The organism is Myceligenerans indicum (assembly GCF_016742955.1).
In the GTDB taxonomy this organism is placed as follows: Bacteria; Actinomycetota; Actinomycetes; order Actinomycetales; family Cellulomonadaceae; genus Myceligenerans; species Myceligenerans indicum.
In genome coordinates this window covers 160,217-186,996 of the sequence record NZ_JABBYC010000003.1, presented here as the reverse complement: position 1 = coordinate 186,996, position 26,780 = coordinate 160,217, and the positions used below count along the sequence as shown (strand labels likewise).

Here is a 26,780-nt window from a genome sequence, read left to right as displayed (position 1 = left end):
AGATGTAGCTCCGTCTCGTGGGCTCGGAGATGTGTATAAGAGACAGCCGTTGCAGGTGGGCGGGAGGGCGGCCCGGCCGACCTATTCTGGGAACGATGACCGTCACCGCACCCCCGCTCGCGCCTCCGCGGCTCGTGGTCCGTACCTCGCGGATCGACGACCTGCCCGACGACCTCGGCGCGCTCGTCGACCTGCTGCCCGACACCCGCCCCCTCGCGTGGGTGAGGCATGGCGACGGCGTCGTCGGCTGGGGAGAGGCGCTGCGGTTCGAGACGTTCGGTCCCGGCCGGTTCGCCGATGCCGAGCACGCCTGGCACCAGGTGCTCGTCGGTGCGTCCGTGCACGACGACGTCGATCGTCCCGGCACCGGACCGATCGCCTTCGGCTCGTTCGCGTTCGACGACGTCGTCCCGGGCGACGAGACCGTGGATCCGACCCGTGCGAGCGGCGTCCTGATCGTCCCGCGCGTCGTCGTCGGCCGCCGTGACGGCGTGTGCTGGACGACGACGATCGAGCTGCTCGGCGACCGGGCCGCCCCGGCGCCGGACGCGCTGCCCGAGGCCTACCCCCGCATCCCGGTCACCGCACCGGGCCAGGTCCACTACGCCGACGGCTCCGTCAGCCCGGAGGACTGGAAGGGCGTCGTCGCGGAGGGCATCTCGCGGATCAAGGAGCGCGAACTCGACAAGGTGGTGCTCGCGCGCGACGTCGCCGCCGCCGCGCAGGACCCCGTGGATCCGCGTCACCTGCTGGGACGTCTGGCTCAGGGGTACGAGGCGTGCTGGACCTTCAGCGTCGACGGCCTCGTCGGCGCGACTCCGGAGCTGCTGGTCCGCAGCGAGAAGGGGCTGGTCACCTCCCGGGTGCTGGCGGGCACGATCCCGCGCACGGAGGGCCCGGACCGCCTGGGAGCAGGCGACGCGGGAGCCGACCGGCGTGCCGCGGCGCTGCTCGCCGGCTCGTCGAAGGACCTCGAGGAGCATGCGTACGCGGCGCGGTCGGTCGCGGCCGCGCTGGAGCCGTACTGCTCGTCGATGAACGTGCCCGAGGTGCCGTTCGTGCTGCACCTGCCGAACGTCATGCACCTGGCCACGGACGTGACGGCGGTGCTCGACCAGTCGGCCGGGACGAGGCTCGGCGCGCGGGATGCGGTCCGGGGGCCGGGGGCCGGGGCCGCCGAGGTGGGCGCCGCCGGGGAGCCGGACGGGCCTCGGCCGCCGTCGTCCCTCTCACTGGCCGCCGCCCTGCATCCGAGCGCGGCCGTGTGCGGCACGCCGACCGAGTCGGCGCGGTCGCTGATCCGGGAGATCGAGGGCCTCGACCGGGCGCGGTACGCGGGCCCGGTCGGCTGGGTGGGGGCCGACGGCGACGGGGAGTGGGGGATCGCGCTCCGCTCGGCGGAGATCTCCGAGCGGAACCCGCGTCACGTGCGGCTCTTCGCGGGCTGCGGGATCGTCGCGGCGTCCGACCCGGTGGCGGAACTGGCGGAGTCGGAGGCCAAGCTGGAACCGATGCGCTACGCCCTGCGCGACGACTGACCGGTGACCGGCTGTGGGACGATGACCGCATGTCCCGCGCCAGCCTGGAGAAGCAGCCCGCCGAGGTCGCGTCGATGTTCGACGGTATCGCCAAGCGCTACGACCTCACCAACGACCTGATCTCCCTCGGGCAGGACCGCCGCTGGCGCAACCTGGTGCGGGAGGCGGTCGACGCGAAGCCGGGCGACAAGGTGCTGGACCTCGCGGCGGGGACGGGCACGTCGAGCGAGCCGTTCGACGACGACGGCGCCCTCGTGGTGCCTTCCGACTTCAGCCTCGGCATGCTCAGGGTGGGCAAGGAGCGGCGGCCGGATCTGCCCTTCGTGGCCGGTGACGCGACCAGCCTGCCGTTCGCGGACGAGTCCTTCGACGCGGTGACGATCAGCTTCGGGCTGCGGAACGTGGTGGACACCTCGGCCGCGCTGCGCGAGATGCTGCGCGTGACGCGACCGGGCGGGCGCGTGGTGATCTGCGAGTTCTCCACGCCGAGCTGGATGCCGTTCCGCGTGCTCTACCAGGAGTACCTGATGCGCGCGCTGCCGGCGGTCGCCGGGGCGGTCACCCGGGACAAGGGCTCCTACGAATACCTCGCCGAGTCGATCCGTTCCTGGCCGGACCAGGTCGCGCTGGCCCGCCTCATGCTCGACGCCGGCTGGAAGCCGGTCCACTACCGCAACGCGAGCGGCGGCGTCGTGGCTCTCCACCGAGGCACGCGACCGGCATAGCGCCCGCGGGGCGCCTCCCGTCCGGCATGGCGCCCGCAGGCTGCCCCCGTCCGGCATGTGCCCGCTGATGCTCCCCGTCCGTCACGGTGCCCGCCGGTGCTCCCCGCCCGTCACGGTGCCCGCCGGAGCTCCCCGTCCGCCACGGTGTCTGCCGGCACCACCCTTCCTGCGTGGTGGGATCGGTTATCACAGACAAGGGTGTTGTCGGCGTGCAGCCGGACGGTCATGGTGTTCTCGCCGGGGTTCGGCGGTGTGACGCGGATCACCGGACGAAGTTAGGTCCGCCTTGCTACCCAACGTCCGTCTCGTGTGGCTAGGGTGGCGGTGTTGTGACAGGGTTCACAAGGACCTGTCATGACACCCAGCAGCGAGTTCACAATCGGGGGTGAGCACGTGAAGCACCGCAACGACGACGCAGATGTCATCGTGGTGGGCGCCGGCCCGGCCGGCTCCTCCACGGCTCACTGGTGCGCGTCCGCAGGCCTCGACGTGCTCCTGCTCGAGAAGGCCGAGTTCCCCCGCGACAAGATCTGCGGCGACGGCCTGACGCCCCGCGCGGTCGCGGAACTCGTCCGGATGGGCATCGACACCGATGAGCGGGACGGCTGGATCCGTAACCGCGGCCTCCGCGTGCACGCCACGGGACGCTCCTGGGAACTCGACTGGCCGGACCTCACCGCCTACCCCGGGTACGGCATGGCCCGCGCCCGCATGACGCTGGACCAGACGCTCGCCCAGCACGCGCAGGCGAGCGGCGCCAAGCTCCTGACCAGCACCAAGGTCACCGGTGCCGTCACCGACGAGCGCACCGGGCGGATCACCGGCGTCACCGCCCAGCCGCTGGACGGCCGCGGCCGCGCGGAGGGCCCGGAGCGCACGTTCCGCGCTCCCGTCGTCGTCGCGTCCGACGGCGTGAGCTCACGCCTGGCGACCGGCGTCGGGCGGATGCGCCGGGACGACCGGCCCATGGGAACGGCGGTCCGCGGCTACTACACGACCCCGCGGCACGCCGACCCGTTCATGGAGTCCCACCTGGAGCTGTGGTCCGGCGAGCCCGGCCGTTCCGACCTGCTGCCCGGCTACGGCTGGGTCTTCCCGCTCGGCGACGGCACCGCCAACGTGGGCCTCGGCAGCGTGCACAGCACCCCCGCGCGCCAGTCCAGGGCGGGGATCGACTACCGGTCCCTCCAGGACACCTGGCTCACGCACTCGGCCCCGGAGGGCTGGGAACTGAGCCCGGAGGCGGCCGCCGGCAAGGTGCGCGGCGCGGCGCTCCCCATGGGGTTCAACCGCGGCCCGCTCTACGCCGACGGCCTGCTGCTGGCCGGCGACGCGGCCGGGATGGTGTCCCCGTTCAACGGCGAGGGCATCGCCTACGGGCTCCAGGCCGGGAGGGTCGCCGCCGAGGCGATCGCCGCCGCCCGCCACAAGTCGACCGACGCCGCCCGCGAGGCCGCTCTGGCCACCTACGCGGACCGCATGCGCGCCGACCTGGGCGGCTACTACACCCTGGGCCGCTGGTTCGTGCGGCTCATCGAGCACCCGCAGGTCATGCGGGCCTGCGTGAGGTATGGGCTGCCCCGCAAGGTGGTGATGCAGTTCGTCCTGAAGCTTCTGTCCGACTGCTACGAGCCGAGCGGCGGTGACTGGATCGACCGCACGATCGCCGGCTTGACGAAGGTGGTGCCACGCTCGTGAAGGAACTGTCGAGGGCAATCCGGAAGGCGGCAGCATGAATCCCTACCTGCCCATCCTGATCCTCATGGGGATCGGGGCCGTGCTCGCGCTGGGCGGCGTCGGGGCAAGCGCGATCATCGGCCCCAAGCGCTACAACCGAGCCAAGCTCGACGCCTACGAGTGCGGTATCGAGCCGACACCGCACGCGCTGGGCGGTGGCCGCCTGCCGATCAAGTACTACCTGGTGGCGATGACGTTCATCGTCTTCGACATCGAGGTGGTCTTCCTCTACCCGTGGGCGGTCGACTTCACCACCCTCGCCACGTTCGGGCTGGTCGCGATGTTCGCCTTCCTGGCGCTCATCACGGTGCCGTTCGTCTACGAGTGGCGTCGCGGCGGGTTCGACTGGGTCTGAGAAGGAGGAGACATGGGTGTCGAGGAAGCGCCGTCGGGGTTCCTCCTGACGACGATCGAGGACTTCGCCGGCTACATGCGCAAGGCGTCGATGTGGCCGGTGACGTTCGGCCTGGCCTGTTGTGCCATCGAGATGATGGCCGCGGGAGCGCCGCGCTACGACCTGTCGCGGTTCGGCATGGAGGTCTTCCGCGCGTCGCCGCGCCAGGCCGACCTGATGATCGTGGCCGGCCGCGTCAGCCAGAAGATGGCGCCGGTGGTCCGCCAGGTCTACGACCAGATGAGCGAGCCCAAGTGGGTGCTCTCCATGGGCGTGTGCGCGTCGTCGGGCGGCATGTTCAACAACTACGCGATCGTGCAGGGCGTGGACCACGTGGTCCCGGTCGACATCTACCTGCCCGGCTGTCCGCCGCGCCCGGAGATGCTGATCAACGCCATCCTCGCGCTGCACCACGAGGTGCAGAACGCCCCGCTGGGCGCGAACCGCGTCGAGGCGGCACGCGCCGCCGAGGCCGCCGCGATGGAGGCGACGCCCACGTTCGAGCAGAAGGGTCTGCTGCGGTGAGCGACGAGAAGGACGAGGCCACGCCGGACACGACGAAGGACGAGGCCACGCCGGACGAGGCCACGCCGGACACGACGGAAGGCAGGGCCACGCCGGACGAGGCCCTGGGCAAGACGGAGGACGAGGCCGTGACCGCGTCTGCCGCCGGCCCAGGCGGCGACCTGGAGCGCAGTACCTCGCACCTGGAGGTCGTCGAGGTCCGCCACGGCATGTTCGGCGCGCACGGCACCGGCGACACGTCGGGGTACGGCGGCCTGGTGCGGCCCGTGGCGCTGCCGGGCGCTTCCTCACGCCCGTACGGGAGCTGGTTCGACCGGGTCGTGGACGTGCTGGCCGAGGTCCTGCGCACCGACGGCATCGACGCGGACGCCGCGATCGAGAAGGTGGTTGTCGACCTGCACGGCGCCGACTCTCCCGAGGCGCCCCAGGTGGAGCTGACGTTGCAGGTGGCCCGCGAGCACCTGGTGCCCGTGTGCCAGGCACTGCGTGACGACCAGGACCTGCGCTTCGAGCTCTCGCTCGGCGTCTCCGGGGTGCACTACCCGCACGAGACCGGCCGCGAGCTGCACGCCGTCCTGCACCTGGTGTCGGTGACGCACGGCCGCCGCCTGCGCCTGGAGGTGACGGCGCCCGACGAGGACCCGCACATCCCGTCCACCACGTCCGTGTACCCGGCCAACGACTGGCACGAACGCGAGACGTACGACTTCTTCGGCATCGTGTTCGACGGCCATCCCGGCCTGGCGCGCATCGAGATGCCGGACGACTGGGAGGGCCACCCGCAGCGGAAGGACTACCCGCTGGGCGGCATCCCGGTCGAGTACAAGGGGGCCACGGTGCCTCCGCCCGACACGAGGAGGGCTTACTCGTGACCGCCACAGCAGAACCCCGCGCCGGAGCCACCGGCCCGGCGCACGCGACCCGCCCGATCGACGACGAGACCGCCCGCGCGATCCGCGGGTTCGAGGCCTACGGCGACGGCGACTGGGACGAGATCGCCCGCGAGGCCATCGGCGAGGAACGCATCGTCGTCAACATGGGTCCGCAGCACCCGTCCACGCACGGCGTGCTCCGGCTCATGCTGGAGATCGACGGCGAGACGGTGACCGAGGCTCGCGCCGGCATCGGCTACCTGCACACCGGCATCGAGAAGAACATGGAGTTCCGCACCTGGTCGCAGGGGCCCACGTTCTGCACCCGCATGGACTACGTGGCGCCGTTCTTCCAGGAGGCGGCGTTCTGCCTGGCCACCGAGCGCCTGCTCGGCGTGACCGACGACGTCCCGGAGCGCGCCTCGGTGATCCGCGTGCTGATGATGGAGCTCAACCGGATCACCTCTCACCTGGTCTGCCTCGGCACCGGCGGCAACGAGATGGGCGCCACGACGGTGATGACCATCGCGTTCACCGCGCGCGAGGAGATCTTGCGGCTCTTCGAGGCGGCCACCGGGCTGCGCATGAACCACGCGTACATCCGGCCCGGCGGTGTGGCGCAGGACGTGCCGGAGGGCTTCACCGCCCAGGTGCGCGAGGTGCTGCCGAAGATCCGCGGGTACCTCAAGAACCTGGGCGACCTGATGCTCGCGAACCCGATCTTCAGGTCGCGGCTGACCGACGTGGGCGTCCTGAACCTCGCCGGATGCATGGCCCTCGGCATCACGGGCCCGGTGCTGCGGTCCACGGGCCTGCCGTACGACGTGCGCAAGGCCGCCCCGTACTGCGGGTACGAGACCTACGACTTCGACGTGCCGGTCTCCAAGAACGCGGACTGCTACGACCGTGCCGTGCTGCGCCTGGAGGAGTCCTACCAGTCGCTGCGGATCATCGAGCAAGCACTGAGCAGGCTCGACGCGACCGAGGGCGAGCCGGTCATCGTGGCGGACAAGAAGATCGCCTGGCCCGCCCAGCTCGCCATCGGGCACGACGGCCAGGGCAACTCGCTGGAGCACATCCGCAAGATCATGGGCACCTCGATGGAGGCCCTGATCCACCACTTCAAGCTGGTCACCGAGGGCTTCCCGGTGCCTGCCGGCCAGGCCTGGCAGACCGTGGAGCACCCGCGCGGCGAGCTCGGCGTGCACGTGGTGTCCGACGGCGGGACGCGCCCGTACCGCGCGCACTTCCGTGATCCCTCGTTCAACAACCTCCAGGCCACGTCGGTGATGTGCGAGGGCGGCCAGGTGGCCGACGTCGTCGTCGCCGTCGCGTCCCTGGACCCCGTGCTGGGAGGTGTGGACCGATGAGTGTCAGCCCGTCCGGTGACGCCGGAGACGTGGACCAGGCGCCCGTGGGCCGAGACGCGAGTCCCGGGACCCTCGAGCCCGCCGGGGCAGCGGGCTACGGCCCCGAGACCCTGGCGTCGCTCACGGCGGACGCCGCCGAGATCGTGGCGCGCTACCCGGACCCGCGCTCGGGCCTGCTGCCGATGCTGCACCTGGTGCAGTCGGTCGACGGGTACGTGAGCCGGGCCGGGATCCTGTTCTGCGCCGAGCAGCTCGGGATCACGGCCGCCGAGGTGAGCGCCGTCGCCACCTTCTACACGCAGTACAAGCGCAAGCCGAACGGGAAGTACACCGTGGGCGTGTGCACGAACACGCTGTGCGCGGTGATGGGCGGCGACGAGATCTTCGACGAGCTGAGCGAGCACCTCGGCGTCGGCCACGACGAGACCACGGACGACGGCGCGATCACGCTGGAGCGGGTCGAGTGCAACGCGGCCTGCGACTACGCCCCCGTGATGATGGTCAACTGGGAGTTCTTCGACAACCAGACGCCGCAGACCGCCACCGAGGTCACCGACCGGCTGCGGGCGGGCGAGGACGTGGCGCCGACGCGCGGCGCCGACACGGTGTGCTCGTTCAAGCAGATGAGCCGGGTCCTGGCCGGGTTCCCGGACGACCGCGCGCACGAGGGCGTGGGCGCTGGGGAGCCGACGCTCGCCGGACTGCGGATCGCTCGCGAACGCGGCGCGACTCATCCGGGCGGCGCGGCCGGCCAGGACACGACGCCGGGGGAGGACGCCCGATGACCGACCTTCTGCCGGTCCTCACGGACACCTGGGATGCCCCGCGGTCGTGGAGGCTGTCCACGTACGAGAAGCACGGCGGTTACGCCGGCCTCAAGAAGGCCCTGCGGATGGCGCCGTCGGACCTGGTCCAGACCGTCAAGGACTCCGGCCTGCGCGGCCGCGGCGGTGCGGGCTTCCCCGCCGGGATGAAGTGGGGCTTCCTCCCGCCCGACGACGGCGGCCCGCGGTACCTGGTGGTGAACGCCGACGAGTCGGAGCCGGGCACCTGCAAGGACATCCCACTGATGATGGCCAGCCCGCAGCACCTCATCGAGGGCGCGATCATCACGTCCTACGCCATCGGCTGCAACCATGCCTTCATCTACGTCCGCGGCGAGGTCCTGCACGTGTACCGCCGGCTGCTGGAGGCCGTGGCCGAGGCCCGCCGTGTCGGGTACCTCGGCACGAACATCCTGGGGTCCGGCTTCGACCTGGAGATCACCGTGCACGCGGGCGCGGGCGCGTACATCTGCGGCGAGGAGACCGCGCTCCTGGACTCCCTGGAGGGACTGCGCGGCCAGCCGCGCCTGAAGCCGCCGTTCCCCGCGGTGGAGGGTCTGTACGCCCGGCCCACCGTGGTGAACAACGTGGAGACCGTGGCCAGCGTGCCCGGCATCGTGGACCGGGGATCCGACTGGTTCACCGCCATGGGCACCGAGAAGTCGACCGGTCACGGTCTGTTCTCCCTGTCCGGGCACGTCACCCGGCCGGGGCAGTACGAGGCGCCGCTCGGCATCACGCTGCGCGAGCTGCTCGACGAGGCCGGTGGCATGCGCGGCGGGAAGGCGCTGAAGTTCTGGACGCCCGGCGGGTCGTCGACCCCGCTGTTCACGGCCGAGCACCTGGACACCCCGCTGGACTACGAGTCGGTGGGCGCGGCCGGGTCGATGCTCGGTACGCGAGCGCTGCAGCTCTTCGACGAGACGGTCTGCGTGGTCCGCGCGGTGAGCAGATGGACCGACTTCTACGCGCACGAGTCGTGCGGCAAGTGCACCCCCTGCCGGGAGGGCACCTACTGGCTCAAGCAGATCCTGCATCGCATCGAGGGCGGCGAGGGCCAGGACCAGGACATCGACGTGCTGCTCGATCTGTGCGACAACATCCTCGGCCGGGCGTTCTGCGCGCTGGGGGACGGCGCGACGTCGCCGATCACGTCGAGCATCCAGTACTTCCGGGACGAGTACCAGGCACACATCGACGGTCGCGGCTGCCCGTTCGACCCGTCGGCGTCGGCCCTCTTCCCGTACACCCCGAGAACACCGATGCCGAGTGCGGCGGCCGCCTCCGGGCAGCTCGTCGGCGCAGGCGGGGGAGGTCACTGATGACCGTCACCACTTCGAAGCCCGAGGGCGAGGTGGCCGAGCCGAAGATGGTGGCCTTCACCATCGACGGGATCGAGGCTCAGGTGCCCGAGGGCACGCTGATCATCCGGGCGGCGGAGCAGCTCGGGATCGAGATCCCGCGCTTCTGCGACCACCCGCTGCTGGAGCCAGCCGGCGCGTGCCGCCAGTGCCTGGTCGAGGTCGCGATGCCGGACCGTGAGGGCAACGTGCGGCCGATGCCGAAGCCGCAGGCGTCCTGCACCATGACCGTCACCCCCGGCATGGTGGTCAAGACGCAGGTCACCTCGCCGGTCGCGGACAAGGCGCAGCAGGGGGTCATGGAGCTGCTGCTCATGAACCACCCGCTGGACTGCCCGGTGTGCGACAAGGGCGGTGAGTGCCCGCTGCAGAACCAGGCGATGAGCGCCGGCCGTGCCGACACGCGGTTCGAGGACGTCAAGCGCACCTTCCCCAAGCCGGTGTCGCTGAGCTCGCAGATCCTCCTGGACCGGGAGCGGTGCGTGCTGTGCCAGCGCTGCACGCGGTTCAGCGACGAGATCGCGGGCGACGCCTTCATCGCCCTCCAGATGCGCGGGGCGACGCAGCAGATCGGCCGCTTCGACGAGAAGATCCTGGGCTTCGAGAGCCCCGGCTGCGGTTGCGGCGACGGTGGCTGCGGGAGCGCGGACGAGACGTCGTCGTCCGCCGCGGACACGGGGGTCCCGGACACCGGCGCGCCGGATTCCCCCGGGCGGGAGGCCGCCGTGATCGGGGCGGACGCCGCGGCGGCGAAGAGCCGTGCGGAGACGGACGCCGGCGGGCAGGGGTTCTCCTCCTACTTCTCGGGCAACACCGTGCAGATCTGCCCGGTAGGCGCGCTGACCGGGGCCTCGTACCGGTTCCGGTCGCGGCCCTTCGACCTGGTGAGCGTGCCGAGCATTGCCGAGCACGACTCCTGCGGGTCGGCGATCCGCATCGACCACCGCCGGGGCCAGGTGCTGCGCCGCCTGTCCGGCGAGGACCCGGTGGTGAACGAGGAGTGGATCACCGACAAGGACCGGTTCGCCTTCACCTGGCAGTCCGCCCCGGACCGTCTGACGACGCCGCTGGTGCGGGAGCGGGACGAAGCCGGTGACCGCGGTGAGCTGCGGCCGGCCTCGTGGGCCGAGGCCCTGGAGGTCGCCGCGCAGGGCCTGGCCCGGGCGCGTGCCGCGGCCGGCGTCGGGGTCCTGCCGGGCGGGCGCCTCACGGTCGAGGACGCCTACGCCTGGTCACGGTTCGCCCGCCAGGTCCTCGGCACCAACGACGTCGACCAGCGGGCCCGGGCCCACTCGGCGGAGGAGGCCGAGTTCCTCGCGCACGCGGTCGCGGGGACCGGCATCGGCGTCACGTTCGCCGAGCTGGAGAAGGCCCCCGCCGTCCTGCTTGCCGGCCTGGAGGCCGAGGAGGAGGCCGGCGTCACGTTCCTGCGCCTGCGCAAGGGCGTCGCGAAGCACGGCACCCGGGTGTTCGGCCTCGCGCCCTACGCCTCGCGGGGCCTGACGAAGCTCTCGGGGACCCTGGTCCCGGCCGTGCCCGGAACGGAGGCCACGGTGCTGGCCGGGCTCCGCGGCCCCGTCACCGATCCCACGACTCCCGCCGGGGACCCCCGGGCGGCGGCGTCGCAGGCGCTGCGTGAGCAGGGGGCGGTGATCCTCGTCGGTGAGCGTCTGGCGGCCTCCCGCGGCGCCTGCGCCGCGGTGCTCGAACTGGCCGCGGCCACGGGCGCCCGCGTCGCCTGGATCCCGCGCCGCGCCGGGGAGCGCGGCGGGGTGGAGGCCGGTCTGCTGCCGAACCTGCTCCCGGGCGGCCGCCCGGTGACGGACCCTGCCGCCCGCGCCGAGGTGACCGCCGCGTGGGGCCTGTCGGGCGAGGAGGCCTCACGGCTTTCCGCGGCTCCCGGCCTCGACACCGCGGGCATCATCGACGCCCTGAGCGTGGGGCATCTGTCGGGTGCGATCGTCGGTGGTGTGGAGCTCGCGGACCTGCCGGACCCGGCCCACGCCCGCACGGCACTGGGAGCGGCCGGATTCCTGGTCTCTCTCGAGGTGCGCCGCTCGGAGGTCACCGACCTGGCCGACGTCGTCCTGCCGGTCGCACCGCCGGTCGAGCGGGCCGGCTCCTACTGGAACTGGGAGGGCCGGGTGCGCTCGTTCGGTGCCGCCCTGGACTCGACGGCACTGCCCGACCATCGTGCGCTGCACGCCCTCGCCGCCCAGCTGGGCAGCGACCTCGGAGCCGGGACGCCCGGGGAGGCGCATCTGGCCGTCGCGGCCCTCGGAGCCTGGACCGGCCCGCGGGCAGGCGCCCCCGGGGCGCGGACACCGGAGTTCACCGCTGCCGGCGCGACACCCACCCCGGCAGGCCGGCCCGGAACCGGAGCGGACGACACCGCGGTCCTCGCGTCGTGGCGCATGCTGCTCGACGACGCCCGCGGCCAGGACGGTGAGCGCCACCTCGCCGGGACCGCCAAGCGGCCGGTCGTCCGCGTCTCGTCGACGACCGCCTCGGCGCTGGGCCTGTCCGACGGCGTCCAGGCCCGGGTCGTCACCGGCCGCGGGGCGATCACGCTGCCGGTGGCGGTGACGGCCGGCATGGTCGACGGTGTCGTGTGGGTCCCGCTGGCCAGTTCCGGCAGCCGGGTGCACGACACGCTCGGCGCGGCGCCGGGCGACGTCGTCCGGGTGCGGGCCGCCCAGGCCGCCGGCGGCTCGGCGGGCAAGTCGATCGACACGGGGAGTGCGGAATGAACGGGGTGGTCCTCGCGGCCGAGGGCGGCGTGGCCGCCGACTTCTCGGCCGAACCGGTGCTCGCGTCAGTGGTCAAGGCGGTGCTGATCGTCGTCTTCCTGCTGACGTCGGTGCTGTTCGCGATCTGGTTCGAACGCAAGGTCGTGGCCAAGATGCAGCTGCGCCCCGGCCCGAACTGGCACGGCCCCAAGGGCCTGCTCCAGTCGCTGGCCGACGCGATGAAGCTGCTGCTCAAGGAGGACGTCAACGTCACGCGGGCGGACCGGGTGGTCTACCTGCTGGCGCCGATGATCTCGGTGTCGGCCTCGCTGCTGGTGTTCGCGGTGATCCCGTTCGGGCCGAGCGTGCGGATCCCGTTCACGGACTTCTCCACACCCGCCCAGCTCACCGACTTCCCGGTGGCGGTGCTGTACATCCTGGCCGCGGCGAGCATCGGCGTGTACGGCATCGTGCTCGGCGGGTGGTCCTCCGGGTCGACGTACCCGCTGCTCGGCGCCGTGCGCTCCACGGCCCAGGTGATCAGCTACGAGCTCGCGATGGGGCTGAGCCTCGTCAGCGTGTTCATCATGGCGGGGTCGATGTCGACGTCGCAGATCGTGAGCAGCCAGGCGCAGGTGTGGTGGTTCATCCCGCTGGCCCCGGCGTTCGTCGTCTACGTCATCTCGATGGTCGGTGAGACCAACCGGCTGCCGTTCGACCTGCCCGAGGCCGAGGGCGAGCTCGTCTCCGGCTACATGACCGAGTACTCGTCGATGAAGTTCGCCTGGTTCTTCCTGGCGGAGTACATCAACATGCTCAACGTCTCGGCCGTGGTCACGACCCTCTTCCTGGGCGGCTGGCGGGCGCCGGTCCCGGACGGGTTCCTGGGCGACGCCCTGAACACCGGCTGGCTGCCGATCATCTGGTTCCTGGTCAAGGTCTGGGCCGTGATGTTCTTCTTCGTGTGGGTGCGCGGCACGCTGCTGCGCCTGCGCTACGACCAGTTCATGGTGTTCGGCTGGAAGGTGCTCATCCCGGTCGCCCTCGGCTGGGTGGTGGTGCTGGGCGCCGTGCAGTGGGCGCTCACCATCGCCGAGCTGCCGCGCTCCACGTTCTTCTATCTCGCGGCCGGCGTCGTCGTCCTCGTGCTGCTCCCGATGCTCTTCTGGCCCGAGAAGAAGCGACGGGCCGAGCCCGCCGAGCCCGAGACCCTCGACGCGTTCGCCGACGGCTACCCGGTGCCGCCGCTGCCCGGGCAGAAGCTTCCCGCCTCCGAGCGGTTCGGAAAGGAGGTTGCCGGCAATGACCGATGACATTCACGACGAGACCGGCTACCAGCCGCTGCGTCCCCAGGCGAAGGGCCTGGGGGAGTTCCTCGCTCCCGTCGCCGGCTTCGGCGTCACGTTCTCCTCGATGTTCAAACCCGTGGTGACCGAGGACTACCCACGCAGGAAGGTCGCGCCGCAGAGCCGCTACCACGGCCGTCACCAGCTCAACCGGTACGCCGACGGGCTGGAGAAGTGCATCGGCTGCGAGCTGTGCGCCTGGGCGTGCCCTGCCGACGCGATCTACGTGGAGGGTGCGTCCAACGCCGACCTGCCGGAGAACGCCGACGCCGCCCCCGGCACGCTCGACGCCGACTCGCCCGCCGGAGCGCACATGAGCCCCGGCGAACGGTACGGGCGCGTCTACCAGATCAACTACCTGCGCTGCATCTTCTGCGGGCTGTGCATCGAGGCGTGTCCCACGCGGGCCCTGACCATGTCGAACGACTACGAGCTCGCCGGGAACACGCGCGAGGGCATGATCTACGAGAAGCAGGACCTGCTGGCGCCGCTCAGCGAGGGCATGCTCGCCGCACCCCACCCCATGGCCGAAGGCACCACGGACACCGACTACTACCGGGGCGACGTCCTCGGCGCGACACAGGCCCAGGTCGACTGGGTGCGCGAGCGCCGGCCCGACGACGAGACCCTGGACGCGGCCAAGGCCGTGGCGGCCGGCCGCCGCGAGGCGCCCGAGCCCCGGCAGCACGAGCTGCGGCCCGACGCCGGTCCGGGCGAGGCGGAGAAGGCTGCGGGAGCCGCCGCCGTCGGCTCCGTGCGTGGCGCGGCCGGGGACCGGACCGGACCGTCCGGCGCCGGTGGGGCCGCCGTCCAGAGGACCGAGGTGACGCGATGACCCCCGACATGGCCGCGATGACCACCACCGACGGGGAGGCGTTCCTCTTCTGGGTGCTCGCGCCCCTGATGGTGCTCGCCGCGCTCGGGCTGCTGTTCGTGCGCCGCGCGGTGCACGCCGCGCTCTGCCTCGTGTTCGTCATGGTGAGCCTGGCCATCATGTACATCGCCTCCGGAGCGCCGTTCCTCGGCGTCGTGCAGGTGGTCGTGTACACGGGCGCCGTGATGATGCTCTTCCTGTTCGTGCTGATGCTGGTGGGCGTGGACGCTTCCGACTCGCTCACCGAGACCATCCGCGGCCAGCGCTGGATCGGGCTGCTGCTGGGCCTCGGGCTCGCGGTCGTCCTGATCGGCGTGGTCTCCCGGGCCACGTTCCTGCCGGGGACGCCGCTCACCGAGAACCAGGTCGCCAACCCGGTGGGGCTGGCGCGCATCCTGTTCGGCGACTACGTGCTCGCGATGGAGACCGTGGGCGTGCTGCTGGTCACCGCGGCGATGGGCGCTCTCGTGCTGACCCACCGCCGCCGGCTCGAGACCAAGAGGACGCAGCGGTGGGTCGCCGAGCAGAGGGTCAAGGCGCTCGCCGAGGGCGGCACGCTCACACCGCTGCCCGCTCCCGGCGTGTACGCGCAGTCCAACGCGATGGACACGCCCGCACTGGGGCCGGACGGGCGCCCGCTGGAGCACTCGGTCTCCCGGGTGCTGCGCATCCGCGGGCAGGAGAAGGCGGCTCCGGCATCGCTGGTCGAGACCAGGAGCGCGGGCCAGGTCTCGACGGTTCCGGCGGCCACGCCCGACGGCGGGGAGGATTCCTGATGGAAATCACCAACTACGTCGTCCTGGCGTGCATCCTCTTCGCGATCGGCGCGACGACGGTGCTGCTGCGCCGGAACGCCATCGTGGTCTTCATGGGCGTGGAGCTCATGCTCAACGCGACCAACCTCGCCTTCGTGACGTTCGCCAGGATCCACGGCGACCTCACCGGACAGGTGCTCGCGTTCTTCGTCATGGTCGTGGCCGCCGCCGAGGTCGTCGTCGGCCTGGCGATCATCGTGACGATCTTCCGTACCCGCCGCTCGGCCTCGGTCGACGACGTCAACCTGCTCCATGGGTGAGGCGGCGGCGGTGCGGACGACGAGGACCGGGCCACGAGCCGTCAGCCCGCAGCGGAACCGCGGACTCAACCATCCGGAGACTTCTGAGGGGGGACTGGGAAAGTGAACGACGTGATCGGGTACGCCCCCTGGCTGGTGGGCTTTCCCCTGATCGGCGCCGCCGTCCTGCTGCTGGGCGGGCGTGCGCTGGACAAGTGGGGCCACTGGATCGGCGTGCTCGCCTCCAGCGCCTCGATGATCCTCGGGCTGTGGCTGCTGTTCCGGATGATCGGTGCTGATCCCGCCGACCGGGTCGTGGACCACAGCCTGTGGACCTGGCTGTCCGCGGGCGGCCTGGACGTGAACCTCGCGCTGCGGCTCGACCCGCTGTCGATGACCTTCGTGGGCCTCGTGACGTTCGTGGGCTGGCTCATCCACCTCTACTCCGTGGAGTACATGGCGCACGACCCCCACCGGCGCCGGTTCTTCGCCTACCTCAACCTGTTCATCGCCGCCATGCTGGTGCTGGTGCTGGCCGATTCCTACCTGGTGCTGTTCATCGGCTGGGAGGGCGTGGGCCTGGCGTCCTACCTGCTCATCGGGTTCTGGGACCACAAGCGTCCCAACGCGGTGGCCGCGAAGAAGGCGTTCGTGATGAACCGGGTGGGCGACATGGGGCTCATCGTCGCCATGGCGCTGCTGTTCGCGCACACCGGCGCGCTCGACTACGGGACGCTGCTCGGCAGCGGTGCCTCGGGCACGGCCGCCGTGGACGGGCTGGACCAGGGGACCGCCACCGCCGTCGGCCTCGCCCTGCTGCTCGCCGCCTGCGGCAAGTCCGCGCAGTTCCCGCTGCAGGCCTGGCTCGGCGACGCGATGGCCGGCCCCACACCCGTCTCCGCCCTCATCCACGCCGCCACGATGGTCACCGCCGGCGTCTACCTGCTGGTCCGCTCCGGGCCGATCCTCGACGCGGCGCCCACCGCGCAGCTCGTCGTGGTGATCGTCGGGTCCGTCACGCTGATCTTCGGGGCGATCGTCGGCTGCGCCAAGGACGACATCAAGAAGGCGCTGGCCGCCTCCACGATGTCGCAGATCGGGTACATGATGCTCGCGGCCGGGCTCGGCCCGGTCGGCTACGCGTTCGCGATCTTCCACCTCATCACGCACGGCTTCTTCAAGGCGGGGCTGTTCCTCGGCGCCGGCTCGGTGATGCACGGGATGAACGACGAGGTGAACATGCGTGGCTTCGGCGCGCTGCGCCACGTCATGCGGCTGACCGCGTGGTCGATGTTCTTCGGCTGGCTCGCGATCCTCGGCATCCCGCCCTTCTCCGGGTTCTGGAGCAAGGACAAGATCATCGAGGCGGCCTTCGTCGGCGAAGGCTGGCAGCCCTGGGTGTTCGGCGGGGCCGCGCTGATCGGCGCCGGCATCACCGCGTTCTACATGACGCGCCTGATGACCATGACGTTCTGGGGCCGGCCGCGCTGGACGGAGCCGGAATACCATCCGCACGAGTCGCCCGGCCTGATGGTGTGGCCGCAGGTGGTCCTCGCCGTCGGCTCGATCGCGCTGGGCGGAGTCCTCGCGTTCGGCGACGTCTTCACCACCTGGCTGGAGCCCGTCGTCGGGACGCCCGGGCACCACGAGCCGGTGCTGGCCGTCCCAGTGCTGATGGGCGCCACCATCGGCGTCGTCGTCCTCGGGGCCGTCATCGGGTACGCCATGTACCGGCGGGACGTTCCGGCCGAGGCGCCGCGCGGGTCGGTGCTGACCCGTGCCGCACGGCGCGACCTCTTCCAGGACACCGTCAACGAGGGTCTCGTGATGAAGCCCGGGCAGGGCGTCACGGCGGTCCTGGTCACGGCCGACACCGGCGTGATCGCTCGGGGATGGGCCACGCTCGCGGGCGGTGTGGCGGCGCTCGGCGCATGGCTGCGCAAGGCGCAGACCGGGTACGTGCGCGCCTACGCCGCCTCCATGGCGGCCGGCGTGCTGATCATCGGCGTGGTGATCGCGCTCGTCGCGACCCTCGGTCAGACGGCCGGAGCGTAAGGAGACATCGAGATGACCGTTCCCTGGCTGACCACGCTCGTCGTGTTCCCGCTGGTTGCCGCCGTGGCCGTGTGGCTGCCCGGCCTGGTGGGCTCACGCCGCGACGGTGCCGGAGGCGCAGGCCTGGCCAAGACGACGGCGCTGACCGCCGCGCTTGTCGAGGTCCTGGTGCTGATCGGCGCCTTCCTCGAGTTCGACACCGCGACCGCCGCCGAGTACCAGCTCGCCGAGACCCACGCGTGGATCCCGCAGATCGGCGCGTCGTACGCGCTGGGGGTCGACGGCGTGAGCCTCCTGCTGGTCGCGCTCGCGGTGGTGCTGGTGCCGCTGGTGCTGGCCGCCGCCTGGCGCGAGCAGGGCGACAACGGCCTGCACCTGCGCCGCTACCTGGCGCTCGTGCTGATCCTCGAGTCGCTCATGGTCGCGGTCTTCGCCGCCCGCGACGTGTTCCTCTTCTACGTCCTGTTCGAGGCCGTGCTCATCCCCGCCTACTTCCTCATCGGCGGGTTCGGGCAGGGTCCGCAGCGGCGCCGGGCCGCCGTGAAGTTCCTGATGTTCTCCCTCGCGGGCGGGCTCATCATGCTGGCCGCCGTGATCGCGCTGTACTTCCAGGTGCCGGTGGACCCGGCCACGGGGCTGCGGCCCGAGGACGCCTTCCTCACCACGAACCTCACCGGGCTCGAGCTGGACCCGGTCGCGGGACGGCTGATGTTCGCCGGGTTCTTCATCGCGTTCGCCATCAAGGCGCCGCTGGTCCCGGTGCACTCGTGGCTGCCCGACGTCGCCGGCAACGCCACGCCGGGCACCTCCACCCTGCTGATCTGCGTGCTGGACAAGATCGGCACCTTCGGGATGCTGACGCTCTGCCTGCCGCTGTTCCCGGAGGCGTCCCGCTGGGCCGCTCCGCTGGTGATCGCGCTCGCGGTGGTCTCGGTGCTGTACGGCGCGATCGCGGCGATCGGGCAGACCGACCTGCTGCGGCTCGTGGGCTGGACCTCGGTGAGCCACTTCGGCTTCATCATCCTGGGCATCTTCACCTTCACCGGGCTCGGCACGGCCGGGTCGGCGTTCATGATGCTGAACCACGGCCTGGCCACCGGCGCCCTGTTCCTCACCGCCGGGTTCCTCGTCGCCCGGCACCCGGACCGGTCGCAGGCCATCGCGGACTACAGCGGCCTGCGCACGGTCACCCCTGTGCTCGCCGGGACGTTCCTCGTGGCGGGGCTGGCGACGCTGTCGCTGCCGGGCCTGGCCACCTTCGTCTCGGAGATCATGGTGCTCGTCGGGGCCTACGGCGACACCCCCGGATGGGCGTTGGCCGCCATCCCGGGGGTCGTGCTCGCCGCGATGTACATCCTGCTCACCTACCAGAAGATGTTCACCGGCGACGTCGCCGAGGGGCTGGACCGGATGCCCGACATCGGCCGGCGGGAGAGGTTCGTCGCCGCGCCTCTCGTCGTCGGCCTGCTCGTGCTCGGGCTCGTCCCGCAGCTCGCGCTCGACTACGTCGACGCACCGTCGGCTCGTGCTGTCGCCGGGATCGAGGCCGTGGCCGACGTCGGCGCAGCGGGCGCGGCCGATGCCGGCACCCCCGCGGAAGGGAACGAGTGATGCCTGAGATCACCGCATTCGAGGCTCCCGAGATCGAGTGGGTGGCGCTGGCGCCGCTCCTGATCGTGCTGGGCACCGGCATCGTCGGCGTGTTGGTCGAGGCCTTCGTGCCGGCCCGTGCCCGCCGTCTCACGCAGATCGTCCTCACCCTCGCCGCTCTGGCGGGCGCGCTGGTCGCCGTGGGCGTGCTGTGGGGGATGCTCCAGGACACCCTGACGGCGCAGCCCGGCCAGGAGGCGGCGCTCAACCCGCGGGTACTGGGCGGCACCCTGTTCCTGACACCCTTCGCGCTCGGGGCGCAGGGGATCATCACGATCCTCGCGATCCTGGGCGTGCTGGTGGTGGCCGACCGCACCTCGACCGGTGAGGACGCCTTCGCGCCCACGGCGGCCGCGGTACCGGGCACCCACTACGAGGACCTGGCCCGCGAGGCCGGGCTGCGCCAGACCGAGATCTACCCGCTGCTGCTGTTCGCGGCCGGCGGCATGATGCTGTTCGCCTCGACGGACGACCTCATCGTCATGTTCATCGCCCTGGAGGTGCTGTCCCTGCCGCTGTACGTGCTGTGCGCGACGGCGCGCCGGCGCCGGCTCCTGTCGCAGGAGGCCGCGGCCAAGTACTTCCTGCTGGGCGCGTTCGCCTCGGCGTTGTTCATCTTCGGGGTGGCGCTGATCTACGGGTTCGGCGGGATGGTGGTCCGGGGCGGCAACCCCGACGCGATCGGCGTGCGGCTGCTGGAAGTCTCCTCCGCCTCACGCAACATCCTGAGCCAGGGCGGTTCCCTTCCCGACGGCACGGCGGCGCTCTACCTGGCGGGCGTCGTGCTCGTGGTCGTGGGCCTGCTGTTCAAGGTGGGCGCGGTGCCGTTCCACGCCTGGACCCCTGACGTCTACACGGGCGCCCCCACCCCGATCACCGGCTTCATGGCCGCGGCCACCAAGGCCGCCGCCGTGGTGGCACTGGTGCAGGTGCTGTGGCGGGCCGGCTTCGGGATGGCGCCTGACGTGGTCGAGCAGCTCCAGCTCGCGGTGGTGGTCATCGCCGTGCTGACGATGGCGGTCGGCACGGTCGTGGGTGCGGTGCAGACCGACGTGAAGCGCCTGCTCGCCTACTCCTCGATCGCGCACGCCGGGTTCCTCGTCACGGGCGTGGTCGGCTTCGCGACGGTGGTCGACGGCGGCGCCGCTGTCTCCTTCGTGACGCCTCCAGAGGGCCAGACGATCGTCGCCCCCGACGTCATCCGCGGCGTCCTCTTCTACCTGCTGGCCTACGGCGTCGCGACGGTCGGCGCGTTCGGCGTCGTCACGCTGGTGCGGGAGCGGTCGGCCGACGGCGTGATCCTCGGCGAGGCCACCGACCTGGCCGCCTGGCGCGGCCTCGGACGGCGGGCACCGTGGCTGACGGCCGCGTTCGCGCTGTTCCTGCTCTCCATGGCCGGCATCCCGCTGACCGCCGGGTTCGTGGCGAAGTTCGGCGTGTTCTCGGCCGCGGTCGCCGCGGGCTACTGGTGGCTCGCGGTGCTCGGTGTGCTGGCCTCCGTGGTCGCGGTGGCGTTCTACGTCCGGGTCATCGTCATCATGGTGATGACCCCGAGCAACGAGGAGACGGCGGCCGCCGCCCAGGGCGTCGTGGCGGTCAGGGACGCGGGGGTGCCCGGCTCCGGCGCAGGTCTGTCCGGCTCGGGAGCCTCGGGCCGGGGCTCGGCCGACGCGTCCGCCGCCCCGGCCGGAGGCGCCGTGGAGCCCGCGGCCCCGGCATCCGGCGCCGTGCGGACCGCAGCTCCGGAGGGCGGGCTCGCCACCGCGACCGTCTTCGGCGAGGAGCACGAGGCGAAGGCCGAGGCCGCTGCCACCGACGCCGTCGTCGTCGGATCACGCGGACCGGCCGCCGTCGCGGTCGCCCTGTGCGCCGCGGCCACCCTGGTGCTCGGCCTCTTCCCCTCCCTGGTGCTCGACCTGGCCGAGCAGGCGACGCGCTACGTTCCATGACCAGTCATCGGTACCAGCCGCGCGGCCACGCCCTGGTGCTCGACGGGTGCGTTCCCATCGAGCGCGAGCGCGTGGTCGCCGCGTGTCGGGAGACGGCCGGCGTGTGGGCGACTCCACTGCACTCGCGGACCGGCATGGTTCACCGAACCGGGCCCGTACGAAGTAAGTTCGTCCCGTGACTTCTGCACCTCACGAGACCGACGCCGCGGCGGCGGCCCTGACCGACCCCGCCGCGGCCGCAGTGGCGCTGGGCTTCCCCGTGCAGGACACCGAACTGGCAGGCCGGCTCGCGGACCGGCTGACGGAGGTGGACCAGGCCCTCGAGGACGCGGTCGCCCAGGCCGACGCGCTGGCCGACGACGTCTCCCGGCATCTCGTCGACGCGGGCGGCAAGAGGTTCCGGCCGCTGCTCACGCTGCTGTGCGGGGAGCTCGGCGACGGCACACGCGCGGAGCTGGTCGACGCGGCCGTCGTCGTCGAGCTGACGCAGGTCGCGTCGCTGTACCACGACGACGTCATGGACTCGGCGCCGTTGCGGCGCGGGGCGCCGTCGGTGCACTCGGTGTGGGGCAACTCGGTGGCGATCCTCGTGGGCGACATGCTGTTCGCCCGCGCGTCGCAGCGGGTCGCCGAACTCGGGCCCGAGGCGGTGATCATCCAGTCCAAGACGTTCGAGCGCATGTGCCTCGGTCAGCTTCACGAGACCACGGGACCGGACACGGGCGAGGACGCGGTGACGCACTACCTGCAGGTGCTGAGCGACAAGACCGCGAGCCTGCTGGCGACGTCGGCCCGGCTCGGCGCGATGTTCGGGGGTGCACCCGCGGACCAGGTCGAGGCCGTGGCCGCCTACGGTGAGAAGGTCGGCGTCGCCTTCCAGCTCGCCGACGACGTGCTCGACATCGCCTCGGACGGCTCCGTCTCCGGCAAGACGCCCGGCACCGACCTGCGTGAGCACGTGCCGACGATGCCGGCCCTGCTGCTGCGCAAGCGCGTGATCAGCGGTGACGGTTCACCGGACGCGGCCGGCCTGCCGGCGTCAGGTGCCGGGGCGTCTGCGTCCGCGACGCCGGACGGCGCCGCCGCGTCATCGGCCCGGGACGCGAAGCTCCTGGCCGATCTCGAGGGCGACCTGTCCTCCGACGAGGCGCTGGCCGACGTCGTGCGGAGGCTGCGCGAGCACGAGGTCCTGACCGAGACGCGCGACCTGGCACGCGCCTGGGCGCAGGAGGCGGCGGACCTCCTGGCGCCGCTGCCGGAGGGCCCGGTCAAGGACGCGCTGACCCAGTTCGCCGCGGCGGTGGCCAACCGTACGGTCTAGCGGTGGTCGGCTAGTGTCGGGCCATGATCATCACCGGGCTCGTCCTCGCTGGTCTCGCGGCCCTCGTCCACGTCTACATCTTCTACCTGGAGTCGGTCGCCTGGCGGAGCCGCCGGGCGCGCGCGACCTTCGGTATCGCCTCCGACGAGGAGGCACGCCTGACCCAGCCGCTGGCCTTCAACCAGGGCTTCTACAACCTGTTCCTGGCGGTCGAGATCGTGCTCGGGATCGTGCTGGTGGCCGCGGGAACCACGGCGGTGGGCGCAACCCTCGTGTTCGTCGGCGCCGGGTCGATGGTGGCCGCCGCGCTGGTGCTGGTGCTCTCGAACCCGTCGATGGCCTCCGCCGCGGCGAAGCAGGGCGCGCTCCCGCTGCTCGGCGTGATCGCGCTCGCCGTGGGGCTCGTGGTGTGACCGTGGTGGCCCCCCCGCACGCGGGGCCACGGGTCCGGGCCCGTCGCGTCGGTGGTGGTCCGGGCCGGCTCTAGGTGAACGTCACGGTCTTCTCGTCGCTGTCGTAGTCGTAGCTGCCGGTGAAGCCCCAGTTGATCCAGCCGCCGTCGCCGTTGTTCACCACGGTCCCCTCGTCGAGCGCGATGACGTCCATGCCGTCCACGGTCGCCAGGTGCACGAGGCCCTCGGTCTTGCTGAACGTGAAGTTCTCGAAGTCCTTGACCACGAGGATGTTCTTGTCCGGGAACGCCTTGGAGTACTCGTCCAGCAGCGAGTGGACCCGCTCGGCCCGGTCGCCCGGGATGTCGCCGTCGTAGTCGGTACCGGGGTAGGTGCCCTCGGTGTACATCGGGTGCTTGTTGTCGGCGTAGTCCTCGCCGAGGTCGTGCCGGGAGTCCAGGTTCTTCGTGGGCGGGTCGGAGAAGTCGTCGGTGTAGTAGTCGTCGGGCTGCTCGAAGTCCTCGTCCTTGCAGCGCGGTGCGGGCGAGGCAGTCTGCTTGTCGCCGTTCACGTCGGTGACCTCGAACGAGGACTCCGACAGCGTGCGCTCCTCGTCGACGGTGGTCCACTCGACGCTGAACAGGTCCAGGCCCTCCCAGGACAGTCCGGCGTTCCCGGTCTCGGTGACCTTGTCGGCGTCGTACTCCAGCTCGCGCACGTTGGCGTAGTCCTCGGCGGCCTCGTAGAACGTCCCGCCGTCGGAGTCGTTGCCGTCGATCTCGACGTCGTCCTTGATCAGCCGGCCGTCCTCGTCACGAGGGAAGACCTCGTCGATCTCCGGACCGAGCGTGTCCCGCAGCTCGGGATACTGGTTGAAGTCGATGATGAGCTGCCGCGTGGAGATCGTGCCCTCCTCCTCGGACCTGTTCCAGCCACCACCCACCGAGAAGCCGTACGGCAGCGCCACGTCGACGTCCACACCGGCGTTGTAGAGGGTCTGCATGACCTGCTCGTCCATGGTGATGATCAGCTTGGACAGCTCGCCGTCCTTGTTCCATGCCACGGTCGTGCTCGTGGTGCCCTTCCACTCCCTGCCGACCTTCCCGCCCGCGCCGGCTCCGCCGCTGCTGGTGGTCTTGTCGCCCTTCTTGGTGAAGGGCTGCTTGCCCCCGAGCTTCGCGCCGATGAGGAATCCGCCGATGTCGGAGGAGGTGTAGGTGGCCGTCTGGCTGCCGTCGGACCACAGCCGTTCCTCGACCTGCACCTCGCCCTCGTAGCCCCCCTCGACGCTGCCCTTGAGGCCGAACTTCCCGGCCTCGCCCGACAGGCTCAGTCCGCCCTTGAACTTGACCTTCTTCACGTCGCTCTCGGCCTCGGCGAGCTCGTGGTGCTCGGGTTCCTCGTCCCGCAGGTCCTCGGCCTCCTCGAGATACGGGTTCTCGCCGCAGCTCCCGGACCACTGGATCCTGGCTCCCGAACAGCTCTTCTGCTTCCCGTTGACCTCGTTGTACTTCTTGTACCAGTCGATCCACTCCTGGGCCTTGTCCATGTCGGCGAACTCGTAGGTCTTGTCGGACTCGTAGCCCGTGATGCCCGCGATGTCGAAGCTGACGGGGGAGCCGCCCACGCCGTCGCCGCTGACCCCGGCGCCCTGCTCGACGCCCTTGAGGATGTGCACGCGGATGCGCCCGTCACCGAGCTTCTCGATCAGGGTCCCGTTGCTGTTGCCCCAGCGGAAGAACAGGAACGAGACCTTGTTGGACTCGACGTGCCCGGTGGACTCGACCACGCACGGGGGCTCCATCGAGTCGTAGGCGTCGCTGATGCAGTTGGCCAGGTGCCCGGAGGCCCCGGCGCGCTCCTTGCCCTCGGAGGCGTTCTCGTAGTCCTCCCACTCCTGCTCGCACCCCTTGGGCACGGGCAGTTCGCGGCAGCCCACCTGCACCCGCGGTGGCGCGTCCGGATCGATCTCGCCGCTGGTGGGTACCGCGTTCACGCAGTCCTCGTCGTTCGGGTCGTCGCTGGGTCCGCCGCGGCCGTCGGTCACGCAGTCGACGAAGTCCCCGATCTCGTCGGCGCGGTAGACCCGTTCGCCGTCCTCCCGGTCCAGGAAGCCGTCCGGCATGTTCGCGGAGAAGCAGATCGTGGGCACCGGGTACCACTCGCACCCGATCTGCACCACCGACGTGTCCCACTCGCTGCTGCTGGTGTCCACCGTGTCGAAGGTGACGTCCTCCTCGCAGTCCCCTTCCGGGGGCCGGTAGCCGTCGCCGGGGCCGTCCTCTCCGCCGCCCGGGCCGTTCTCTCCGCCGCCCGTGGCGCAGTACGTGACGCCCTCTTCCTTGATGATCGGGGACACCGCGCAGATCAGCTGCTCGGCCACGCTCGCCCCGACCGGCGTCGCGGCGGCGAAAACGATCGCCACGATCAGCAGGGTCAGGCCGATCACGCCCACGTACTCGGGCAGCGCCTGGCCGGCCTCGTCACGCAGGCCGGCCCGGGTGCCGGTGATGCTCTCGTGTGCTCCGCGGCCGCGAGGAGGCACGCCGGTCCGCAGGCGACGGCCGGACCGGGGACGCCGGCTCGCGGGGGCATTGTCCGAGGTGGTCACGTGGCCCAACGTACGGACTCTTCTCGCAGGTCACGACGGCCCAGTGGCTCAAACCCACTGGGCCCACGCACCCACCGCGCCTGGGTCGCGGGGCCGTCGTCGCAGGCCCGGCAGGATCCTAGGTTGGACCGGTGCCGACAACACCGCCCCGGGGTCCTGTCCGAGCCTTCGAGCGGTCTCCCGCGCCGGACCTCGCCCGCGGCGGCATGCTGCTGCTGATCGCCGTCGCGAACACCGTGTGGTACCTGTGGGGCCGCGACCATGCGCCGGGCAACGGCCATCCCGTCGACGGCTCCTGGATCGACAAGGCGACGGACGCCCTCGTGATCATGACCGTCGACATGCGGGCCTATCCGCTGTTCGCCTTCATGTTCGGCTACGGGATGGTGCAGCTGTACACGCGGCAGGTCGCCTCCGGTGCCGGTGAGAGGGACGCGGCGGGGCTGCTCCAGGTACGTAACCTCTGGCTCCTGGTCCTCGGGTTCGTGCACGCCGCGACGCTCTGGATGGGCGACGTCCTGGGCGCGTACGGACTGGCAGGGCTGCTGCTGGTCTGGATCTTCCTCCGCCGCCGGGACGCCACGCTCCTCGGGTGGGCCGGTGGACTCCTCGGCCTGCTCGTGATCGGGACCGCGATCAGCGTCGTCGGCTCCTCCTTCGCGGCGCGGCTCTCGTCCGCCGAGGCGGCGCAGGCGGCCGGCCCGTCCACCTCCGTGGACCCGTCGATCAGCCTGGACTCCTACCTCGCGTCCGTTCCCGTGCGGCTCGGCCAGTGGGTCTACGGCACTCTCGGCCAGGGCGTCGCGGACCTGGTGGTTCCGATGATGATCCTGCTCGCTCTCTGGGCGGGCCGCCGCCGCATCCTGGAGAACCCAGGAGCCCACCTCCCCCTGCTGAGGCGGGTCGCGGCGATCGGTGTTCCGATCGGCTGGCTCGGGGCCCTGCCGAACGCCCTGGACCACCTCGGCGTGCTCGGGGTTCCCGCGCGCGCCGAGGGATTCTTCCTCCTGGTGCAACTGCTCACGGGATTCTTCGGTGGGCTCGGCTACGTGGCGCTCTGGGGCCTGGCCGGGCACGTCGTGGCCCGACGGCGGTCGCGCGTGCCCGCGGCCGGCATCCCGGGCGCCGGTCTGCTCGCCGTCGACGGGCTCGTGGCCGGGGCGATCCAGGCGGTGGGCAGGCGGTCACTGACCTGCTACCTGGCGCAGTCCGTCCTGTGCGCGCCGGTCCTCGCCGCCTGGGGGCTCGGGCTGGGACAGCACCTGTCCTCGGGCACGATGTTCCTCTACGCGACCGCCGTGTGGGGCGTGACCGTCCTGTTCGCGGTGTGGCAGGAGAACAGGGGTCTGCCCGGGCCCGCGGAGGTGCTGCTGCGCAGGCTTACCTACCGCGGCGCGATCCGCCGCTGACGTCGAAGGGTGGCCGGAAGGGACCCTCATCAACCCTCCGGCCA

21 protein-coding genes are annotated in these 26,780 nt (G+C 71.5%); 20 read left to right on the top strand and 1 reads right to left on the bottom strand.

Features of this window, described 5'->3' with window-relative positions:
* Window positions 1–95 precede the first annotated feature (95 nt).
* The 19 genes from HGK34_RS04175 (at window position 96) to HGK34_RS04085 (ending at window position 22,737) form a co-directional block, all read left to right on the top strand.
* On the top strand, window positions 96–1,538 hold the full coding sequence (locus HGK34_RS04175) for an isochorismate synthase (RefSeq protein ID WP_201845300.1): 1,443 nt from the start codon (window positions 96–98) through the stop codon (window positions 1,536–1,538).
* Window positions 1,539–1,567: 29 nt separating this feature from the next.
* Entirely contained in the window at window positions 1,568–2,263 is a 696-nt protein-coding gene (locus HGK34_RS04170; protein WP_201845299.1) for a demethylmenaquinone methyltransferase, read from the top strand.
* Window positions 2,264–2,617: 354 nt separating this feature from the next.
* Entirely contained in the window at window positions 2,618–3,961 is a 1,344-nt protein-coding gene (locus HGK34_RS04165) for a geranylgeranyl reductase family protein (RefSeq protein ID WP_201845298.1), read from the top strand.
* Between the two features lie 34 nt (window positions 3,962–3,995).
* Window positions 3,996–4,355, top strand: coding sequence for an NADH-quinone oxidoreductase subunit A (locus tag HGK34_RS04160; protein ID WP_201845297.1), 360 nt, complete (start codon window positions 3,996–3,998; stop codon window positions 4,353–4,355).
* A 12-nt stretch (window positions 4,356–4,367) separates the two neighbouring features.
* A complete protein-coding gene (locus HGK34_RS04155) occupies window positions 4,368–4,919 on the top strand; it encodes a NuoB/complex I 20 kDa subunit family protein (RefSeq protein WP_201845296.1) in 552 nt (183 codons plus the stop codon).
* Window positions 4,920–5,047: 128 nt separating this feature from the next.
* A complete protein-coding gene (locus HGK34_RS04150) occupies window positions 5,048–5,791 on the top strand; it encodes an NADH-quinone oxidoreductase subunit C (RefSeq protein WP_307815736.1) in 744 nt (247 codons plus the stop codon).
* On the top strand, window positions 5,788–7,161 hold the full coding sequence (locus HGK34_RS04145) for an NADH-quinone oxidoreductase subunit D (RefSeq protein ID WP_372433065.1): 1,374 nt from the start codon (window positions 5,788–5,790) through the stop codon (window positions 7,159–7,161). Before HGK34_RS04150 ends, HGK34_RS04145 begins: the two co-directional genes overlap by 4 nt.
* Window positions 7,158–7,946 carry an NADH-quinone oxidoreductase subunit NuoE gene (gene nuoE / locus HGK34_RS04140; protein WP_201845295.1) on the top strand — a complete coding sequence of 263 codons (789 nt, stop codon included), beginning with the start codon at window positions 7,158–7,160 and terminating at the stop codon, window positions 7,944–7,946. Before HGK34_RS04145 ends, nuoE begins: the two co-directional genes overlap by 4 nt.
* Window positions 7,943–9,307 carry an NADH-quinone oxidoreductase subunit NuoF gene (nuoF, locus tag HGK34_RS04135; RefSeq protein WP_201845294.1) on the top strand — a complete coding sequence of 455 codons (1,365 nt, stop codon included), beginning with the start codon at window positions 7,943–7,945 and terminating at the stop codon, window positions 9,305–9,307. The genes nuoE and nuoF overlap by 4 nt, the downstream gene beginning before the upstream one ends.
* Window positions 9,307–12,096, top strand: a complete 2,790-nt coding sequence (locus HGK34_RS04130) for an NADH-quinone oxidoreductase subunit G (RefSeq protein ID WP_201845293.1) — start codon at window positions 9,307–9,309, stop codon at window positions 12,094–12,096. The genes nuoF and HGK34_RS04130 overlap by 1 nt, the downstream gene beginning before the upstream one ends.
* On the top strand, window positions 12,093–13,388 hold the full coding sequence (gene nuoH, locus HGK34_RS04125) for an NADH-quinone oxidoreductase subunit NuoH (protein ID WP_201845292.1): 1,296 nt from the start codon (window positions 12,093–12,095) through the stop codon (window positions 13,386–13,388). The genes HGK34_RS04130 and nuoH overlap by 4 nt, the downstream gene beginning before the upstream one ends.
* Window positions 13,378–14,256 carry an NADH-quinone oxidoreductase subunit NuoI gene (nuoI, locus tag HGK34_RS04120; protein ID WP_201845291.1) on the top strand — a complete coding sequence of 293 codons (879 nt, stop codon included), beginning with the start codon at window positions 13,378–13,380 and terminating at the stop codon, window positions 14,254–14,256. Before nuoH ends, nuoI begins: the two co-directional genes overlap by 11 nt.
* Window positions 14,253–15,071 carry an NADH-quinone oxidoreductase subunit J gene (locus tag HGK34_RS04115; RefSeq protein ID WP_244666368.1) on the top strand — a complete coding sequence of 273 codons (819 nt, stop codon included), beginning with the start codon at window positions 14,253–14,255 and terminating at the stop codon, window positions 15,069–15,071. The genes nuoI and HGK34_RS04115 overlap by 4 nt, the downstream gene beginning before the upstream one ends.
* On the top strand, window positions 15,071–15,370 hold the full coding sequence (gene nuoK / locus HGK34_RS04110; RefSeq protein ID WP_201845290.1) for an NADH-quinone oxidoreductase subunit NuoK: 300 nt from the start codon (window positions 15,071–15,073) through the stop codon (window positions 15,368–15,370). Before HGK34_RS04115 ends, nuoK begins: the two co-directional genes overlap by 1 nt.
* 111 nt (window positions 15,371–15,481) lie before the next feature.
* Entirely contained in the window at window positions 15,482–17,404 is a 1,923-nt protein-coding gene (gene nuoL, locus HGK34_RS04105; RefSeq protein WP_201845321.1) for an NADH-quinone oxidoreductase subunit L, read from the top strand.
* A 12-nt stretch (window positions 17,405–17,416) separates the two neighbouring features.
* Window positions 17,417–19,015 (top strand): NADH-quinone oxidoreductase subunit M, encoded by a 1,599-nt coding sequence (locus HGK34_RS04100; RefSeq protein WP_201845289.1) that lies wholly within the window; start codon window positions 17,417–17,419, stop codon window positions 19,013–19,015.
* Window positions 19,015–21,003 (top strand): NADH-quinone oxidoreductase subunit NuoN, encoded by a 1,989-nt coding sequence (nuoN, locus tag HGK34_RS04095; RefSeq protein ID WP_201845288.1) that lies wholly within the window; start codon window positions 19,015–19,017, stop codon window positions 21,001–21,003. Before HGK34_RS04100 ends, nuoN begins: the two co-directional genes overlap by 1 nt.
* A 175-nt stretch (window positions 21,004–21,178) precedes the next feature.
* The gene (locus tag HGK34_RS04090; RefSeq protein ID WP_201845287.1) at window positions 21,179–22,324 is read left to right on the top strand and encodes a polyprenyl synthetase family protein; all 1,146 of its coding nucleotides are present in this window, start codon (window positions 21,179–21,181) and stop codon (window positions 22,322–22,324) included.
* A gap of 23 nt (window positions 22,325–22,347) precedes the next feature.
* Entirely contained in the window at window positions 22,348–22,737 is a 390-nt protein-coding gene (locus HGK34_RS04085) for a DUF1304 domain-containing protein (RefSeq protein ID WP_201845286.1), read from the top strand.
* A gap of 70 nt (window positions 22,738–22,807) precedes the next feature.
* Here HGK34_RS04085 and HGK34_RS04080 read toward each other — a convergent pair whose 3' ends face one another.
* Complete coding sequence (locus HGK34_RS04080) at window positions 22,808–25,327, bottom strand: hypothetical protein (RefSeq protein WP_307815729.1); 2,520 nt, start codon at window positions 25,325–25,327, stop codon at window positions 22,808–22,810.
* 131 nt (window positions 25,328–25,458) lie between these two features.
* Between HGK34_RS04080 and HGK34_RS23445 the strand changes: the two genes are divergently transcribed.
* Window positions 25,459–26,736: a DUF418 domain-containing protein gene (locus tag HGK34_RS23445; protein ID WP_307815728.1), complete on the top strand. Its 1,278-nt coding sequence runs from the start codon at window positions 25,459–25,461 to the stop codon at window positions 26,734–26,736.
* Window positions 26,737–26,780: the final 44 nt, after the last annotated feature.

Bases quoted from the DNA above. Each gene is read 5' to 3' on its own strand.
- nuoH (WP_201845292.1), top strand. From the start codon at position 12,093: ATGAACGGGGTGGTCCTCGCGGCCGAGGGCGGCGTGGCCGCCGACTTC.
- HGK34_RS04085 (WP_201845286.1), top strand. From the start codon at position 22,348: ATGATCATCACCGGGCTCGTCCTCGCTGGTCTCGCGGCCCTCGTCCAC.
- HGK34_RS04155 (WP_201845296.1), top strand. From the start codon at position 4,368: ATGGGTGTCGAGGAAGCGCCGTCGGGGTTCCTCCTGACGACGATCGAG.
- HGK34_RS04175 (WP_201845300.1), top strand. From the start codon at position 96: ATGACCGTCACCGCACCCCCGCTCGCGCCTCCGCGGCTCGTGGTCCGT.
- nuoN (WP_201845288.1), top strand. From the start codon at position 19,015: ATGCCTGAGATCACCGCATTCGAGGCTCCCGAGATCGAGTGGGTGGCG.
- HGK34_RS04115 (WP_244666368.1), top strand. From the start codon at position 14,253: ATGACCCCCGACATGGCCGCGATGACCACCACCGACGGGGAGGCGTTC.
- HGK34_RS04130 (WP_201845293.1), top strand. From the start codon at position 9,307: ATGACCGTCACCACTTCGAAGCCCGAGGGCGAGGTGGCCGAGCCGAAG.
- nuoI (WP_201845291.1), top strand. From the start codon at position 13,378: ATGACCGATGACATTCACGACGAGACCGGCTACCAGCCGCTGCGTCCC.
- nuoE (WP_201845295.1), top strand. From the start codon at position 7,158: ATGAGTGTCAGCCCGTCCGGTGACGCCGGAGACGTGGACCAGGCGCCC.
- HGK34_RS04160 (WP_201845297.1), top strand. From the start codon at position 3,996: ATGAATCCCTACCTGCCCATCCTGATCCTCATGGGGATCGGGGCCGTG.
- nuoK (WP_201845290.1), top strand. From the start codon at position 15,071: ATGGAAATCACCAACTACGTCGTCCTGGCGTGCATCCTCTTCGCGATC.
- HGK34_RS04100 (WP_201845289.1), top strand. From the start codon at position 17,417: ATGACCGTTCCCTGGCTGACCACGCTCGTCGTGTTCCCGCTGGTTGCC.
- HGK34_RS04170 (WP_201845299.1), top strand. From the start codon at position 1,568: ATGTCCCGCGCCAGCCTGGAGAAGCAGCCCGCCGAGGTCGCGTCGATG.
- HGK34_RS04165 (WP_201845298.1), top strand. From the start codon at position 2,618: ATGACACCCAGCAGCGAGTTCACAATCGGGGGTGAGCACGTGAAGCAC.
- nuoF (WP_201845294.1), top strand. From the start codon at position 7,943: ATGACCGACCTTCTGCCGGTCCTCACGGACACCTGGGATGCCCCGCGG.